This is a genomic window from Sphingobacterium sp. 1.A.4 (assembly GCF_002734245.1).
Taxonomy (GTDB): domain Bacteria; phylum Bacteroidota; class Bacteroidia; order Sphingobacteriales; family Sphingobacteriaceae; genus Sphingobacterium; species Sphingobacterium tenebrionis.
The window spans coordinates 1-16508 of sequence record NZ_PEAZ01000087.1 but is presented as its reverse complement, the minus strand read 5'-3'; the positions used below and the strand labels follow the sequence as shown (position 1 = coordinate 16508).

The following is a 16508-nucleotide window of genomic DNA, read 5'->3' as shown; positions in this document are numbered from 1 at the left end:
CAGAAATGTCAAAATAATCCTTTGAACAATCAATACCTGTTACCATATTTGTATATCATATTTGTGGATTACAGCAGCTCTTATCATAACTTATCAATCGTAAAAACAGGCTCCTGGCCTAATGAACTGTCCAAGTTTATGATAGGAATAAGAGAGGGGGATTAACATTGCGAAGGGTCTCTCAAGGACCAATGACGATTAAAAATCTTACTCCCTCTCTCGCTGTATCCTAAATGAAATACAAAATTATATTCTGTCTCTTTAATTCCTATAACTTACTTACAAACTTACGATGACGCAAGGCGGCGCAATGACGGGAAGATCCCCGCTATGACGCAGGGCCGCCCAATGACGGTCACATTAATTCAAAACCATTATCTCAAAACCTTCCTCAACAACTCCCTATAAGCCTTAGCGATCTTCTCCATCCCAATATCATTCGGATGTGCATAATCAACCGTATTATCAATATCCAGCCCAATATCCTCACTACTCAACCAATACAAATTCTTCACCCCCTTTTTCTTCAACCCTTCTATCGTCTCTCTACCAATTCTCGAGCTCTCCTTAAAATTATCATTGGGTTTCCCATTCAAAACACCTGGCACCTCGCTCGAACTATGGTCCGCCATAATGATCGGCGTATTCGGATGATCTTTCCGCAAAAACTCCACGGCATGCTCAATCAAAGCCTTTAACTTCGCCGCATCCCTATCCTTCGTCAATCCCAAATTCGGAATACAATCCAAAATATAAACCGATGCATCCACCTTATTGATCAGATCAAGAATAGGTTGCTCCAACCTTCCATTCCCTGAAAAAGCCAGATTGATCACTTCCTGCTCAAAATTCCTTCCCAATATATTCGTCCAACCCAATCCCGGTCTGGTTGCACAAGCACCTTGCGCAATACTGGTCCCATAAACCACAATAGGCTTACCCTCCGATTTCAAAAAAGAAATCGGCTCTGCACTTGAAGTTCCAATTTCCATCCATTCCACCTTATTGTACATCGGCAGATACAATCGATACTGATAACTAGGATGCGAACCTACGTTCTTAAAAGTATAAGTAATCGTATCCTTGAAACTATAGCCACCATGCGCCCATTTCCAGGCATTATCCTGGGGATCCTTCGCATACAAATCCAATCCACTCACCCCAGTACTCGGCATATGCGGCATGTTCAATGCTCCCTTTACCTGATACTTCACCGTAATCTCTTCCGCAGCAGTTTTAAAATCAATATAAACTCCCGCAGATTGATTGCCTAAATTCCATACCGGTTCTCTTACCGACTCCTTCAAAGCCAAAGGCAGACGTGCAAATCCATCCGATTCCAATACTTCCTTCGATCTCCCCTGTATCACCTTTTCGCTCAATGGATTTCTCCAGGTCAGCTCTTGCGCCTGAAGCATAAAAATCCCCATACAAAAAAGAGAGCTTAATAGGCTCTCTTTCATAAACTTGAATTTCTTCAACATTACAATACTTTTACGGTTACATTTTTCAACCAGATATCATCGCCATGATCTTGGAATCCGATCACACCTGATTTCGTTTTGCCACCTACATTATTTAACAATTCGAACGCCAATGGCCATTTTGCCTGCGAAAACTTACTCGCTTGCAACAATGCTGTCCATTCTGGAGTCCATAACGTATATTCAACGACCTTCTCGTCATTTTGAAAATGTGTTACTTTTCCTTTGTTCACTACAATTTTCGCTCGGTTCCATTCGCCCGCAGGGAATGAATTCTGAGGTTTTGCAGGGATCATATCGTATAAGGAAGCCGATTTACGGTTGCCATCAACCCCCTGCTTCGCATCAGGATGGTTTTGGTTATCCAACAATTGGTATTCCGGACTCGATACATAGATTGGTTGTCCTTTCACTTCTTTTGCTAGGAAAAAAACGCCCGAGTTTCCAGCATGAGAAATTTTCCATTCAAATTCCAATTCGAAGTTTTTAAAGTCGTGGGCAAAGATAATATCTCCACCTTCAGCCTTATCAACCCCTTTTGGAGTTTTCGAGAATTTTAAGGTACCATCCTCAATACCCCATTTATTAGGGACATGATTCTTGTTGTAACCTCTCCAGCCATTTAAAGAAGATCCATCAAACAAAACATAAGCACCTGCGGAGTTCTTTTTGAAATCCTTGATGTTTACTTTTGGAAGATTCTCTAATTCATACGCTGGTCCTGTTTGGTTTGTTACTGTTGAACTTTTGCTTGCACAGGCAGCAAAGGTAAGCCCAATTGCGCCTATCAAAATGAACACAAAGTTTCTCTTCATAGTTATAGTTGATTTATTTGAAGGACTAAATTTAATTAAACAAATCGTAAAAACAAGAATTAAAATTGTTGTCCGCCCATATCATCCATATCCCCATTTTCTTCACGCTTCTTTTTGCTCATGTCCTGAATTCCGAAACGGTAGGAGAAAGATAGGGTGAACATTCTACGCATCCAACGGTGTGAAAAGTTGATTTTTTTATCCGGAAGGTAGTTCTCCATTTCAAAACGACGGCTGTTGAACACGTCCCTTACATTGAACATGATATTCGCTTTGTTGTTGAATAGATCCTTGCGTAATGCCACATCAACGCCAGTCATTGGCTTCATTTCTCCCTGAAGGGTTTTCATTCCACTACGATAATCTCCACGCACCTGAGCCGAGAATGTCGGTGTGAATTTCACATTGGTCGTCAGGTTACCATGGTAGTTGAAACTAGAGGACGAACGAACATCAAATCCTGATTTCGGCTCTATATTCATGTAGAATAAGTTGGCATTGGCCGTAAGATCCCACCATTTGAATACATTGATCTTGGAGATCAACTCGAATCCCATGGAATTATTGTTCGCCACATTTTCCCATTTCGAATAGGTGATGTTACTACGATCACCAACAATGTCCTGGATCAAGGAATCTGGATAGATGAAAGGTTGGAACATATCGTTTACTCGACGGTAATAGGCCGATGAAACAAAGTTCCAGTTATCATAGAATTTAGAGAAACTCAATTCTACCGCATGGATATCCTGTGGCATTAGATTCGGGTTACCTTGGCGATAGTTCTGCTCATCAGAGATATCCAAGAAAGGGTTCACTTGCCAGCCACGAGGACGCTCTACCCTACGGGTATAGCTCAATTGTACTTTATCGCTGTTTCCTTCACCCACATCATAACTCAAGAACAAGCTTGGGTAAAGACGGAAGTAATCCAGCTTCCCATCAGTAGCTCGTTGATTTTCTGGAATAGATGGATCCAAAGAATAATAGGTAGAGTTTAAATAGGCCTGTTCTGCCCTTAAACCGATCTGTGCACCAAATTTGGAGGTTAATTTCTTTTGATAATTGGCATATAATGCATGAACGGTACTGTTCATGTCAAAATCATTGCTTACGTTATAGTCCGGCAGGAAGCTATTGCTCAAGGTATCCATCAACTCCGAATACTGGTGATCCTGAGAAGTACGGATAATCGAACGGTAACCAGCTTCCAGTTTATGGTCTTCAGCAAATGGCAATGTATAATCCAATTGGAAGTTCCAGTTCTGTCCTCTTTCGGAGGTGGTATTCTGGCGGACCAGGTCTTTTCTATTGCTGGCATATGTCTGATGGAAATCGTTCGTACCATCCTCCTCATCATTACCAAAGGATATATTTGCCAACAATTCCTCGCCCTCACGTTTAAATTCCTGTTTGAAATCAAACATCAAGTCTACACCAAAATCCTTTTCTGCCTGTGCAGATTTACGGAAACTGCTGGAACCATAGTCTGGAATATTCCAGTAGGTATAATTAATATCTTGTGTCCTATCGTTATCACGGAAACTCAGGTTTCCTGCTAAACTTAAGGTTGTTTTATCCGACGCATAATAATCCGTCCCTAAACGTACGGTATGATTATAGCCCAATCGCTTACTTTCATCCGTTGAATAGGTCCTCGGACTTGCATCTGTGATCTGTCCGTTGATATAATCGGTGTTATCGGTATATCCTCCTCCGACCATGTTTCTACGGCTAAAATTATAGCTTCCGAAATAATTTACTTTTCCAGGTCTGTAATTCAGGGTAAGACCCGCATTGGCATTCTCGTAGGAACCAATGGAAGCATTAACCGAACCGTTCAAACCTGTGCGGATATTTTTCTTTAGGATGATGTTTACAATTCCGGATTGCCCTTCCGCATCGTGTTTCGCAGATGGGTTCGTCATGATCTCTACCTTGGAGATCGCATCTGCAGGTAAAGATTGCAAGAAGGCATTGATATCAGAACCGGCCATGGCAGATTCCTTACCATCCACCAGGATACGAACATTGGATGAGCCTCTTAAACTGATGGATCCATCGGATTGCACCTGTAAAGTAGGCACATTGCCCAATAGATCTTGTGCAGAACCTCCTACACTGACCATACTCTGGGAAACATCAAACACTTTTTTATCAATTCCGATCTGTAGATCGGGTGTCCTTCCCTGTACAACGACTTCGGAGATCAATTCACCTTGTTCTTGTAGAGATATCTTACCCAAGTTGATATCTTCATTGGCTTTTACCACGAAGTTCTCACGGGTATAGGTCTGGTAACCTTGGAAGGTAATCTGCAGATGATAGGTCCCTGGATCGACCTGTTGGATACTGAATCTACCGTTTTCGCCAGCTTGTTGTCCACGGATATAAGCACGATTTACGGTGGATAATAAGCTTACGCTTGCCCCAACCGCCGGACTTACACTATCCTGTTTGACTACAGAACCCTGGATGGTAACTTGTTGTGCGAATAAGATTACGGGAAACAAAAAAAGGATCGAAATAGAAAGTTTTCTAAATAGCATATAGATGTAACGTTGTGATTTACATCCGCAAAAATGCATATTATAATATGAACCAAGCCTATCGTAACTGCATTATTACGCTGCTTTCTATACAATATTACGCTGTTTTCTATTCAATCGACACAGTCAATCCTTCAGATTTAAGGACTTTTCGGTAAACTTCCATCTCGGTGTAGGAACCTTCAAGGATGGCACATTTTCCTTTGGTATGAACGGTCCAGGCAATCCGGGCACTTTCCTCTTCAGAGTACTGCAAATAATGCATCAGACAATAAATGACATGGTCAAAAGTATTGATGTCATCGTTCCAAAGGATCAGTTTATTGGATTCCTTGGTTCCGGCCAATATCTCTTCTAGAGTAAATGTTTCCTGTTCAACCTCTACGCTCATAAGGCAAAAATAGCTTATTTTTCAAATAATTCTTTATTTTAGCTGAATTGTTTACTTAAAATAACCCTATGTTTCAGTCAAAGATTGCTGGTTTGGGATACTACGTCCCAAAAAACGTATATACAAATAATGATCTCACTAGATTTATGGAAACTAGTGATGAGTGGATCCAAGAGCGTACCGGGATAAAGGAACGCCGTTATGCGGATCGTATTGGTGAAACAACGACCAGCATGGCTGTGGAAGCCTCCAAGATTGCCATTGAACGTGCGAATACTACAGCAGAAGAGATCGATTTCGTGATTTTTGCGACCTTATCACCGGATTATTACTTTCCGGGATGTGGGGTGTTGTTGCAACGGGAAATGGGGATGAAAGAAATTGGCGCTTTGGATGTTAGGAATCAATGTTCGGGTTTTGTCTATGCTCTTTCTATCGCCGATCAGTTCATTAAAACCGGAATGTATAAGAACATCCTGGTTGTAGGATCGGAGAAACATTCCTTTGCGTTGGATTTCTCGACACGAGGAAGAGCCGTTTCGGTCATCTTTGGTGATGGTGCCGGTGCTGTGGTGCTACAGCCAACAACGGAGGAAGGGAAAGGAATTTTGAGTACCCACCTGCATTCGGATGGTGCTGATGCCGAGAAATTGGCGATGTACTTTCCAGGAGCATCCGCAGGTTATTATTTGGAGGAGATGCCGAAATGGCCGGATGTGGAGCTGGGAGAAATGTTGATGACCAAAGAGATGTTGGAGGATGGATCTGCATTTCCATATATGGATGGACAGGCAGTTTTCAAAAAGGCGGTAGTGAAGTTTCCAGAGGTGATTGGCGAGGCTTTGGCAAAGAATAATTTGAAATCTACGGATATTGATATGTTGATCCCGCATCAGGCGAATCTGCGGATCTCGCAATTTGTACAGAAGACGTTGGGATTGGGAGATGATCAGGTTTTTAATAATATCCAAAAATATGGTAATACGACGGCAGCATCTGTGCCGATTGCATTATGTGAAGCCTGGGAACAAGGAAAAATAAAGGATGGGGATTTGGTTTGTTTAGCAGCCTTTGGCGCTGGCTTTACTTGGGGATCGGCGTTGATTCGCTGGTAAGGTTTCTCGACGAACCATCGTCATTGCGAGGAGGCACGACGAAGCAATCTTTTCATCGTCATTGCGAGGAGGCACAACGAAGCAAAATTTTCTTCGTCATTGCGAGGAGGCACAACGAAGCAATCTTTACACATATCGGAAGATTGCTTCGTTGTGCCTCCTCGCAATGACGGGTAAAGTTCCCCCTACTTCCCTCTCCCCCTCTTAAACCCAGAGCCAAAAATCACATCCCAAATCATCGAACTCACACCAAATCCCCTATCCGGTTCTGCATAATGATGCAACATATGATGATCTTTGATCTTCTTAAACAACCCCGATTTAAAATTCGCATGGTGCATTGCATAATGGCACTCATCATATATCAAATACCCCATCAAAAAACCACCAAAAAATGCTCCCAAAGTATACTCCCCAAAAAATAAACTGAAAAGAAAATAAATAATCGCAGCCATTGGAATACTTGCCGACAATGGCATTACCAACCTCAACCTATCCTTCGGAAAATCGTGATGCACACCATGAAAGATAAAATGTATCCGTTGTCCCCATTTAGAACTCGGTTCATAATGAAAAACCCACCTGTGCAGTACATATTCCGCCAAGGTCCAAAAGGCTAATCCAAACAGGTAATACCCGATTACAGTTCCCACAGAAAGATTCCCAGGTCCCAAAGCCCTCCAAACAAAGAACACAATAACCGGGATCCAAAAAATCAAAGGAACCGACCAATGCACTTTGGTCAGGGACTCCAGAAAGTCATTTTTAAACATCCGACTGGACTCTGTAGAATTGGATACATATAATTTCTTGGCCATAACAACAATAAATAAATCTAAAAAAAGCCGGTCTATCTCATTGAACCAACTAAAAAAGAATTCGTTTGCTTTTGAGTTAAAAACAAAAATAGCCAATATGCCTAGAAATAAAAGAAAAAACTATTTTTTTGACAAAAGAAGGATAATGGTCAGAAATTGAGAAGAGGAGAGAATATCGGAAATGCATTTGCTGCATATCTGAAATAAAAAAAGCCATGAATAAATCATGGCTTTTCCTTATAGAATTTAATTATTTTATTATCCGTTGGATAGCGCTGCAGCACCGGAAACAATCTCTGTTAACTCGGTTGTAATAGCAGCCTGACGTGCTTGGTTGTACGACAATTTCAATTGACGCAATAAATCACCCGCATTCTCAGTCGCTTTATCCATTGCAGTCATACGCGCACCATGTTCCGAAGCATTCGAATCCAATACTGCTTTGTACAACTGGATCTTGATCGCTTTTGGAATAAGCTCTTCAATGATCTTTTCTTTCGATGGCTCGATGATATAATCCAATTCAGCTACATCTTCATTTTTCTCTTCTGGCAATAGAGGTAAGATTTGCTCGGAAGTCAAAATCTGAACAGCAGCATTACGGAATTGGTTATAAACCACCTCAACACGGTCAATATTTCCTTCTTTGAACTGCTCCATGGCATATTCAGTAACCTTAGAAACATTTTCAAAATCTAGATTATTGAAAAGTTCATTATGGTTACCTATAACATTGAAGCTACGTCTAGTGAAGAAATCATGACCTCTTTTACCGATAGCAATAATGCTCACATCACCTCTGGCAAATTGATCTGCATACTTATTCGCGATCAAGTTGTTTGCCGTTTTGATAGCATTCGCATTAAAAGCCCCCGCCAATCCCCTATTGGAAGTCACTACGATGATCAACACCTTCGTAGGGATACGATCTTGGGTAAAAGGCGAGTTATTGCCCTCTACAGATGCTGAAACTTGCGCTAAAATCTCTCTCAATTTAGTCGCATAAGGACGCAATTGAACGATTGCATTCGTCGCACGTTTCAACTTCGCTGCAGATACCATTTTCATCGCTTTGGTAATCTGTTGCGTAGAGGATACGGAGGTAATCCGGTTTCTAACTTCTTTTAAATTTGCCATATATGTTTTATAGTAGATGTTAGATATTAGACGGTAGATATTAGATGTAAGGTCTCTTATCTATAATCTAACATCTATTATCTATCATCTATTATCTAAATCCCACTTAAGGACTAATTAATATTTAGATGCTAATTCCTTAGCTACTTTTTCTAATACGTCGGTTAACTCATCAGAGAACTTACCAGCTTTCAATGCTGACAATACTTCTGGATGACGTTGCTCTAATTGCGTCAAGTATTCGTTTTCGAATTCTCTTACTTTAGCAACTGGAACATTACGTAATAAACCTTTTGTACCTGCGTAGATGATCGCTACTTGCTTCTCTACAGATACTGGCGAATATTGACCTTGTTTAAGGATCTCCACGTTACGGATACCTTTATCTAATACTGCTTTTGTAGCCGCATCTAAGTCTGAACCGAATTTAGCAAAAGCTTCCAATTCACGGAACTGTGCTTGATCCAATTTCAAGGTACCAGCAACTTTCTTCATTGATTTGATCTGCGCGTTACCACCTACACGTGATACCGAGATACCTACGTTGATCGCTGGACGGATACCTGCGTTGAACAAGTTCGATTCCAAGAAGATCTGACCGTCAGTAATGGAAATTACGTTGGTAGGGATATAAGCAGATACGTCACCCGCTTGAGTTTCGATGATCGGAAGTGCTGTTAATGAACCACCACCTTTAACCAAGTGCTTGATAGACTCAGGAAGGTCGTTCATGTTACGTGCGATATCATCAGAAGTGTTGATCTTCGCAGCACGCTCCAATAAACGGGAGTGAAGGTAGAATACGTCTCCTGGGTATGCCTCACGGCCTGGAGGACGTTTCAATAATAAAGACACCTCACGGTATGCTACCGCTTGTTTTGACAAGTCATCATAAACGATCAATGCAGGACGTCCTGTATCACGGAAGTACTCTCCGATAGCAGCACCCGCCATTGGCGCGTAGAATTGCATTGGTGCAGGATCCGCAGCAGAAGCAGAAACAACTACCGTGTAAGGTAATGCGCCTCTTTCTTCCAACACGCGAACGATGTTAGCTACAGTAGAGTTCTTCTGACCTACAGCAACATATATACAGAATACAGGTTGACCTGCATCGTAAAATTCTTTTTGGTTAAGGATCGTGTCGATACAAACAGCTGTTTTACCTGTCTGACGGTCACCGATCACTAGCTCACGCTGTCCACGACCTACAGGGATCATCGCGTCGATCGCTTTGATACCAGTCTGTAATGGCTCAGTTACTGGCTGACGATAGATTACTCCAGGAGCTTTACGTTCAATCGGCATCTCGTAAGTATCACCAGCGATAGGTCCTTTACCATCGATTGGCTGACCTAAAGTGTTTACCACGCGGCCCAACATACCTTCACCTACTTTAATAGATGCGATACGGTTAGTACGTTTGATGGTGTCTCCTTCTTTGATGGAATCTGAAGAACCCAAAAGTACAACACCCACGTTGTCTTCTTCTAAGTTCATCACAATACCTTGTAATCCGTTAGGGAACTCAACCAACTCTCCTGATTGAACTTTTGTTAAGCCGTAAATACGAGCGATACCATCACCTACTTGAAGGACAGTACCTACTTCTTCTAATTCGGCCGCTGACTTAAAGCCTGACAATTGCTCTCTAAGAATTGCCGAAACTTCATCTGGTCTTACCTCTATCATTGTTAAATTCGTATAAGGGGTTTTTTATTCTATTTTATCTTTAAGCTATTCCTTAGGTTATACACCAAGATTAGCAAAATGTCTTTCTAACTTATTCAATTTACCTTGAATACTTTCATCCAATTGTCTGTCGCCAACCTTCACGATGAAACCACCGATCAACGATTCGTCAACTTTATTGGTCAATACAACCTGTGCATTGATCTGCTCACCGATAGCCTTTTTCAACTCTTCGATATTGGCATCAGAAAGTTTGGCAGCCGAGATCACCTCAGCCTTCACAATTCCTTTTACCTCGTTGTATTCACGGATAAACTCTTGAGCCGTTGCATAGATCAATTCCGCACGACCTTTTTTGGCCATGATATTGAAAAATCCAATGATCTCCGGCTTTACTTTATCTGCAAAAAGTGCGTTCAATACCGCTACTTTTTTATCTGTTTTGATGATTGGGTTGTTCAAAACCGCTTGTAGTTCCGTGCTTGTCTTGATCACAGAAACCACACTGTCCATATCGGTCTTCACCTCGTCCAAGTTGTTGTGCTCTTGGGCAAGATCGATAAGGGACTTGGCGTATCTTGAAGCTACTTTAAAAACTGACATAGTTTAATTTTAATCTGTTAACCAATTAGTTTAATTTAACATCTTTCAACAAATCAGAAACTAAAGCTTCTTGTTTGTTTTGGTCTTCAAATTCTTTGGTCAATACTTTGCGAGCGATCTCTAAAGACAAAGTAGACACTTGGTTTTTAACCTCTGCCAATGCTTTAAGCTTTTGATCTTCGATTTCACGTTTTGCATTTTCGATCATCTTAGCACCTTCTACTTGAGAAGCAGCTTTAGCATCTGCAATCAATTTATCGCTTAATTGCTTCGCCTCTTTCAAAATGATATCACGCTCTTCACGTGCTTCTTTCAGTAACTGTTCGTTTTCATTCGTCAAACGAGCCATTTCCAATTTTGCTTTTTCCGCAGAAGCCAATGCATCAGCAATGCCCTTTTCACGGTCTTCTAAAGCGTCTACAATCGGTCTCCAAGCAAACTTACCTAATAATACGATTACGATTAATAGGATGATGGTTTGCCAAAAAACCAACCCTAATGAAAAATCTTGAATTAAAGCGTCCATTTATTTTCGATATAAGTATATGTATATTTTATAATTTTTTGTCTTTGATAAACATAACTTGCAACCAACCGTTGCAAGTTACGTCTATTGTTTTTTTGATAAGCCTGAGCTTATTTACCTAAGATTAAAGCACCAAATGCTAAACCTTCTACTAGGGCTCCGATGATGATCATCGCAGTTTGGATTTTAGATGCTGCTTCTGGTTGACGAGCGATAGCTTCCATTGCTGAACCACCGATTTTACCTAAACCTAAACCAGCTCCGATAACGATCAAACCTGCTCCTACTAAATTTGGAATCATAACAATTTTATATTTAAAAATTTAACAAAAAATTCGAATTAATGATGCGCGTGCTCTTCTACCGCCATACCAATAAATAGGGATGACAACATGGTAAAGATAAACGCCTGTAAAAATGCAACCAAAAGCTCCAAGAAGAACAATACCAAGGTCAATAACATCGATACACCGATACTACCACCAACGGTCAATTCTTGCTGAAACAAATAGACGATGGCAATCAAACCAAATACTACCGAGTGACCTGCAGTGATGTTCGCAAATAAACGAAGCATCAAGGAGAATGGTTTGGTCAACATACCCAACACCTCAATTGGTGCTAAGATAAATTTGAAAGGAACTGGAACACCTGGCATCCAGAAAATATGTTTCCAGTAATCTTTGTTTGCTTTGAATGTGGTAATAAAGAAAGTAAACAAAGCCAAAACCAAGGTTACTGTGATATTACCTGTTACGTTGAACCCTAGTGGGGTCAATCCCAAAATGTTCAACAAGAAGATCAAGAAAAATACCGATAACAAGTATGGCATGAATTCTTTATAACGGTGGCCGATATTTGGAACCGCCATTTCATCACGTACGTAAAGCACCAAAGGCTCTAAAACACGTCCTACTCCTTTTGGAATAGCATTAGCGCCATTTTTATAGGTTTTCGCTAAGCTCATGAAGCCTATGAAAAGTAACAAAGCCGCCAACATTAAACCTACCACGTTTTTAGTGATGGAGAAATCCAATGGTTTCGCATTGGTAGGATGCTGGTGGTCATCATAAGTGATGGTACCTGCCGCGTCGGTTTTGTAGATTTTGCTGTGGTATAATTTGTAATAATTACCGTCATTTTCCACTACTTTTTTCCCATGGTCAAATTCTGCAGCAGAGAAGATCTTCAATCCATTATCGATTAAGATAACTGGCAATGGGAATCCATAACTGTGACCAGTTTTGGAATTGGTAGCGAAGTTAAAGTAATAATCGTCCTTTAAGTGGTGTTGGATGTGAGCATTGATCTCTTCTGGAGAGGATACTTCCCCTGTTGAAGGTGCGACCTCAGCAGCTGATCTGAATGGGTTTGCAGTGAATAAAATCACCGTCAATAATAAAAGTACTTTCTTAAGACTCACCATTTTAAATAATGTTGAATTATGACAAATTTTGCGCAAAATTACAATTTTATTTTGCATTAGTCCACAAATGTTTAAACTTTTTGAAAATTTACTTTTTAGGCTCTGGTTCATGCTGATTTACAAGGTAATACGCAACGAAGGCATCATACCCTAAATAAATGAAAAACACCACCATAAAATTGAGTTCGATAAAATCGTTCTCCAACAAGTTTATACCCTCTTGGATATAAAAATAACTGGCCGCAGCCTTGATCGTCATCCCGATCAAAAAAGCAAATCCAGTTTGGGTCGGCATCGAGTAATCCACCCCTACATAAACCATTGCCATCACCAAAGAAGCAATCGCGCAGAAAGCATACATGCCCAACAGACTATATCCACTCCCGATCCACCAATGATCGAGATCGTTATACTGTAAAACAGCGTAATGGATACCAAAACTGATCCCAGTAACGGCAATTAAAACGAGTATTAACAAAAGGAATTTATTCATCTTTATTGATATAGTTTACTTGTCTAATCATTTGGTACATGGATGCCAACACCCCCACGATCGTCAACCCCTTCATCCACCATTCCCCTTCGACCTCAAACTTGCGGTCCAAAAGGGTCCCGATCCAATAAAAAAGGTAAATTGTCGCCCCTATCTGAAAGGGCATGGATGTAAAAACGATCCATTTATTTACTTTTTTCGATTTCGGTTTTTCGTTTTCCAAGGGTATGATGTCGTTAGCTTATCCCGCAAATATAATTAAATAACATGAGGATTAGCATCCTGCTCCTTGCTAATTTCAAGATGCTTTTGGGCAACCTTAATGGCAGGATAATCCACTTTTAGATCCATCAATTGACGGATTTCGCTGGAGGAAGCATCGGGGTGTTTCTCCAAAACCGCAATTATTTCCTGTAGGGTCTGTTCATCCAAGAGATCGGTGGCTTCTACATCCTGACCAATAAAATGGATCAGATGCCCATAGATGGTCCCCGCCACCATGTTTCTTTTTTCTGCAATTTCTTCGATATCCATGCCCTCCAGGTACATATCCAAAGAAATCTGTTTCGTGTCTTTTTCCTTTTCATCATCCCCACTCTTCAGTTGGTCGTCCTTTGGTCGTTCCCAATTCAACAGCTCTTCCGAAAGGTCGGCATCCGATTTGGTCAATTCTTCCGCTATGGTCTGACTATGTTTCAGTTGCTCAAACTTCCGCTTGAAATCCAACAATAATTCCTTCAGGGAACTGATATATTTTTTCGTACGCTTTTTTACTTTCCATTCATCGATATGTTTCTCCAAAGGTTCCAAACAGTCCTTCTGAAAATTAGGGATGAACCAATTGACCGCAGCTTTGGATCTTTCACAGATTTTCTCATAATCAGTATCCTCCTTTTGGGCCAACAACTGATACAATTGGGTAATGAACTTATTGGCAACCTGCTCTTGGCCCTTCACTTTATCCAACATCTGCTTCAGCAGCTCCAAAGCTTCCTCTTTCTGTTCGATTTTTTTCCCTTCCAGGTCTTCTACCAAGAGGTTCAGGGATTCGCTCAGGCTGTTCCATCGAAAGCTATGCAATAAGATCTGCCCCAGGTATCGGCGGCGGCTTTCCTGCAGAATTGGCGCCAAATCACCAATGGCTTCCATTTGGTTCATGAAATTCACCACCTGAAAATCGGTACGGATGGCATGGCTAGGGATCTTTGAACGCAGCACCAAACCTTCCAGTCCGGTCAAACGGCTGAGCGCCACATAAACCTGCCCCGCTGCAAAGGAAGTTCCAGCATCGATAATAGCCTTTTCAAAAGTAAGACCCTGGCTTTTGTGGATGGTGATCGCCCAGGCCAATCGTAAGGGAAATTGCGAAAAGGTACCTAGCACCTCCTCTTCTATCTTATCTTCCCCTTTATTGTAGGAATAGCGGATGTTCTCCCAGGTCTCCCGTTTCACTTCCACATCCTCCTCCCCATTCGGAAAGGTCACTATCACTTTATGTTTATCAATATTGATCTCTTTAACGGTTCCAATTTTACCATTGTAGTACCTTCTATCCTCACCCACATCATTCTTGATGAACATCACCTGCGCTCCTTCCCGAAGGCTCAACATCTCATCCACCGGATACATACTGTTCTGAAAATCATCCGTAATGATGGATTTGATCTGATAGAGTTTAGAATCCAAACTATCCAACTGCTCCTGGTTGATCTTATCCGCCAAGCGGTTGTGTGAGGTCAACGTGATATACTGTTCATCCTTTGGCGCAACAAAGTCTTCTTTATAATGGCTGTTCAGGTCTTCCAGATCATCATTCGTCGTCTGGTTGTTCCTGATTTTATTCAATATACCGATAAAACGGTCGTCCTGCTGCCTGTAAATCTTTTTCAATTCGATCAAGATAGGCGGCTGTTGCTTGAAAACCTTGGCCTCAAAGAAAAACGGGCTTTTGTAGTAATTCCGAAGTACCTGCCATTCCCGATCCTGTACCACGGGAGGCAACTGGTAGAGATCCCCGATGAACAAGAGCTGCACACCACCAAATGGTCGCATATCCCTTCGAACACTCTTCAGAATGACATCAATGGCATCCAAGGTATCCGCACGGACCATGGAAACCTCATCGATGACGAGTAATTCCAACTCCTGAAGGATAGCCCTTCTGTTCTTGGTCAGTTTGATGGTACTGAAAAGCCGATGTTTATTATAGATGTTTTGGTCCTGATCGCCCCATTGAATCGGATAATCTTCGATAAAGGTGCCGAAAGGCAACCAGAATAGCGCATGCAATGTCGTTCCACCGGCATTCATCGCCGCCACACCAGTAGGTGCGGTGATCGCCATTTTCTTATAACTATTCTCCCGGATATACTTCAGGAAAGTAGTCTTTCCAGTTCCTGCCTTTCCAGTCAGGAAGATAGGCTGTTGGGTCTGGTTTACAAAGGCTACGGCTTGTGCGAATATATCGTTTTGATGATCTAATGGTAATGACATAAGGCTTCTTCTAGAATTACAAATATACGGTAAATAGGCTTATTCAATTGGTTCAGCCCTTGTTTTAATACAAAAGTTATATTATCTTCACGAAAGAAAACTTAATAACCATGACATATATTGATAAGAGCGATTTATTCCAGGAAATTGAAACAAAGTTGACTGATAAAGGCTTCAAGATTGAAAGCATCGATCAGAACAGACCCTGGGGCGGATTTTTTGTGATCAATGAGGAGCAAGCGCAGGAGTTTGCGAACGCCTACTTTGAAGGGTTGGATGTGCAGGATTTGAAGATATCCGGGAAGTTAAGCCCAAAAGTATTGGTGGTTGGTCCTAACAAGCGTTTATCATGGCAGTACCACCATCGCAGAGCGGAAATCTGGAGAGTAATCCGTGGTGAGGTGGGTGTTGTAACAAGCCCTGATGATGAAGAACACGAATTGAAGATCTTGAAAGAAGGCGATACTATTCGTTTGAGCCAAGGAGAGAGACACCGTTTGGTAGGAATGGGAAATTATGGTGTGGTGGCTGAGATTTGGCAACATACCGATGGATCTAATCCTTCTGATGAAAGTGATATCGTAAGGGTTCAGGACGATTTCGGAAGATAGGTTTCGAAGGTAACGGAATTAACACCGTCATTGCGGACAACTAACATTGCGAGCCCTACCGTCATCGTAAGTTTGTAGGGAAGTTATAGGAATTAAAGAAACAGAATATAATTTTGTATTTCATTTAGGATACAGCGAGAGAGGGAGTAAGATTTTTAATCGTCATTGGTCCTTGAGAGACCCTTCGCAATGTTAATCCCCCTCTCTTATTCCTATCATAAACTTGGACAGTTCATTAGGCCAGGAGCCTGTTTTTACGATTGATAAGTTATGATAAGAGCTGCTGTAATCCACAAAAATGGTATACAAAGATGGTAACAGGTATTGATTGTTCAAAGGATTATTTTGACATTTC

Annotated in this window: 16 protein-coding genes; 2 read left to right on the top strand and 14 right to left on the bottom strand. The window is 41.3% G+C overall.

Translation table 11 applies throughout. The annotated features are described in order from the left end of the window. Positions 1 to 374: 374 nt before the first annotated feature. The 4 genes from CRJ00_RS15160 to CRJ00_RS15145 all read right to left on the bottom strand — a co-directional run bounded on the left by CRJ00_RS15160 (position 375) and on the right by CRJ00_RS15145 (position 5239). Positions 375 to 1430, bottom strand: coding sequence for an SGNH/GDSL hydrolase family protein (locus CRJ00_RS15160; protein ID WP_180268508.1), 1056 nt, complete (start codon positions 1428 to 1430; stop codon positions 375 to 377). A 53-nt stretch (positions 1431 to 1483) separates the two neighbouring features. After that, complete coding sequence (locus tag CRJ00_RS15155) at positions 1484 to 2299, bottom strand: 3-keto-disaccharide hydrolase (RefSeq protein WP_099367601.1); 816 nt, start codon at positions 2297 to 2299, stop codon at positions 1484 to 1486. 59 nt (positions 2300 to 2358) lie between these two features. Next, entirely contained in the window at positions 2359 to 4848 is a 2490-nt protein-coding gene (locus CRJ00_RS15150) for an outer membrane beta-barrel family protein (protein ID WP_099367600.1), read from the bottom strand. 109 nt (positions 4849 to 4957) lie between these two features. Next, entirely contained in the window at positions 4958 to 5239 is a 282-nt protein-coding gene (locus CRJ00_RS15145; protein WP_099367599.1) for an ATP-dependent Clp protease adaptor ClpS, read from the bottom strand. 68 nt (positions 5240 to 5307) lie between these two features. Here CRJ00_RS15145 and CRJ00_RS15140 point away from each other — a divergent pair, with 68 nt between their 5' ends. Next, entirely contained in the window at positions 5308 to 6354 is a 1047-nt protein-coding gene (locus CRJ00_RS15140) for a 3-oxoacyl-ACP synthase III family protein (protein ID WP_099367598.1), read from the top strand. Positions 6355 to 6539: 185 nt separating this feature from the next. Here the strand turns inward: CRJ00_RS15140 and CRJ00_RS15135 are convergent, their stop codons facing one another. From CRJ00_RS15135 to CRJ00_RS15090, 10 genes are all read right to left on the bottom strand, one after another. Beyond that, on the bottom strand, positions 6540 to 7172 hold the full coding sequence (locus tag CRJ00_RS15135) for a sterol desaturase family protein (RefSeq protein ID WP_257213811.1): 633 nt from the start codon (positions 7170 to 7172) through the stop codon (positions 6540 to 6542). A gap of 258 nt (positions 7173 to 7430) precedes the next feature. Beyond that, positions 7431 to 8309, bottom strand: coding sequence for an ATP synthase F1 subunit gamma (gene atpG, locus CRJ00_RS15130; protein WP_099367597.1), 879 nt, complete (start codon positions 8307 to 8309; stop codon positions 7431 to 7433). A 117-nt stretch (positions 8310 to 8426) separates the two neighbouring features. Further along, positions 8427 to 10001, bottom strand: coding sequence for a F0F1 ATP synthase subunit alpha (gene atpA / locus CRJ00_RS15125; protein WP_099367596.1), 1575 nt, complete (start codon positions 9999 to 10001; stop codon positions 8427 to 8429). A 57-nt stretch (positions 10002 to 10058) separates the two neighbouring features. Continuing rightward, positions 10059 to 10604 carry an ATP synthase F1 subunit delta gene (atpH, locus tag CRJ00_RS15120; protein WP_099367595.1) on the bottom strand — a complete coding sequence of 182 codons (546 nt, stop codon included), beginning with the start codon at positions 10602 to 10604 and terminating at the stop codon, positions 10059 to 10061. A 25-nt stretch (positions 10605 to 10629) separates the two neighbouring features. Then, positions 10630 to 11130 (bottom strand): F0F1 ATP synthase subunit B, encoded by a 501-nt coding sequence (locus tag CRJ00_RS15115; RefSeq protein ID WP_099367594.1) that lies wholly within the window; start codon positions 11128 to 11130, stop codon positions 10630 to 10632. A 110-nt stretch (positions 11131 to 11240) separates the two neighbouring features. Further along, entirely contained in the window at positions 11241 to 11432 is a 192-nt protein-coding gene (atpE, locus tag CRJ00_RS15110; protein ID WP_099367593.1) for an ATP synthase F0 subunit C, read from the bottom strand. Positions 11433 to 11470: 38 nt separating this feature from the next. Next, positions 11471 to 12556, bottom strand: a complete 1086-nt coding sequence (gene atpB / locus CRJ00_RS15105; RefSeq protein WP_099367592.1) for a F0F1 ATP synthase subunit A — start codon at positions 12554 to 12556, stop codon at positions 11471 to 11473. Between the two features lie 88 nt (positions 12557 to 12644). Further along, on the bottom strand, positions 12645 to 13049 hold the full coding sequence (locus tag CRJ00_RS15100; RefSeq protein WP_099367591.1) for a hypothetical protein: 405 nt from the start codon (positions 13047 to 13049) through the stop codon (positions 12645 to 12647). Further along, positions 13042 to 13272, bottom strand: a complete 231-nt coding sequence (locus CRJ00_RS15095; RefSeq protein ID WP_099367590.1) for an AtpZ/AtpI family protein — start codon at positions 13270 to 13272, stop codon at positions 13042 to 13044. Before CRJ00_RS15095 ends, CRJ00_RS15100 begins: the two co-directional genes overlap by 8 nt. Positions 13273 to 13307: 35 nt before the next feature. Then, complete coding sequence (locus CRJ00_RS15090; RefSeq protein WP_099367589.1) at positions 13308 to 15542, bottom strand: helix-turn-helix domain-containing protein; 2235 nt, start codon at positions 15540 to 15542, stop codon at positions 13308 to 13310. 110 nt (positions 15543 to 15652) lie between these two features. On the opposite strand from CRJ00_RS15090, the gene CRJ00_RS15085 reads away from it, so the two are divergent. Continuing rightward, positions 15653 to 16153 carry a phosphoheptose isomerase gene (locus tag CRJ00_RS15085; RefSeq protein ID WP_099367588.1) on the top strand — a complete coding sequence of 167 codons (501 nt, stop codon included), beginning with the start codon at positions 15653 to 15655 and terminating at the stop codon, positions 16151 to 16153. Positions 16154 to 16508: the final 355 nt, after the last annotated feature.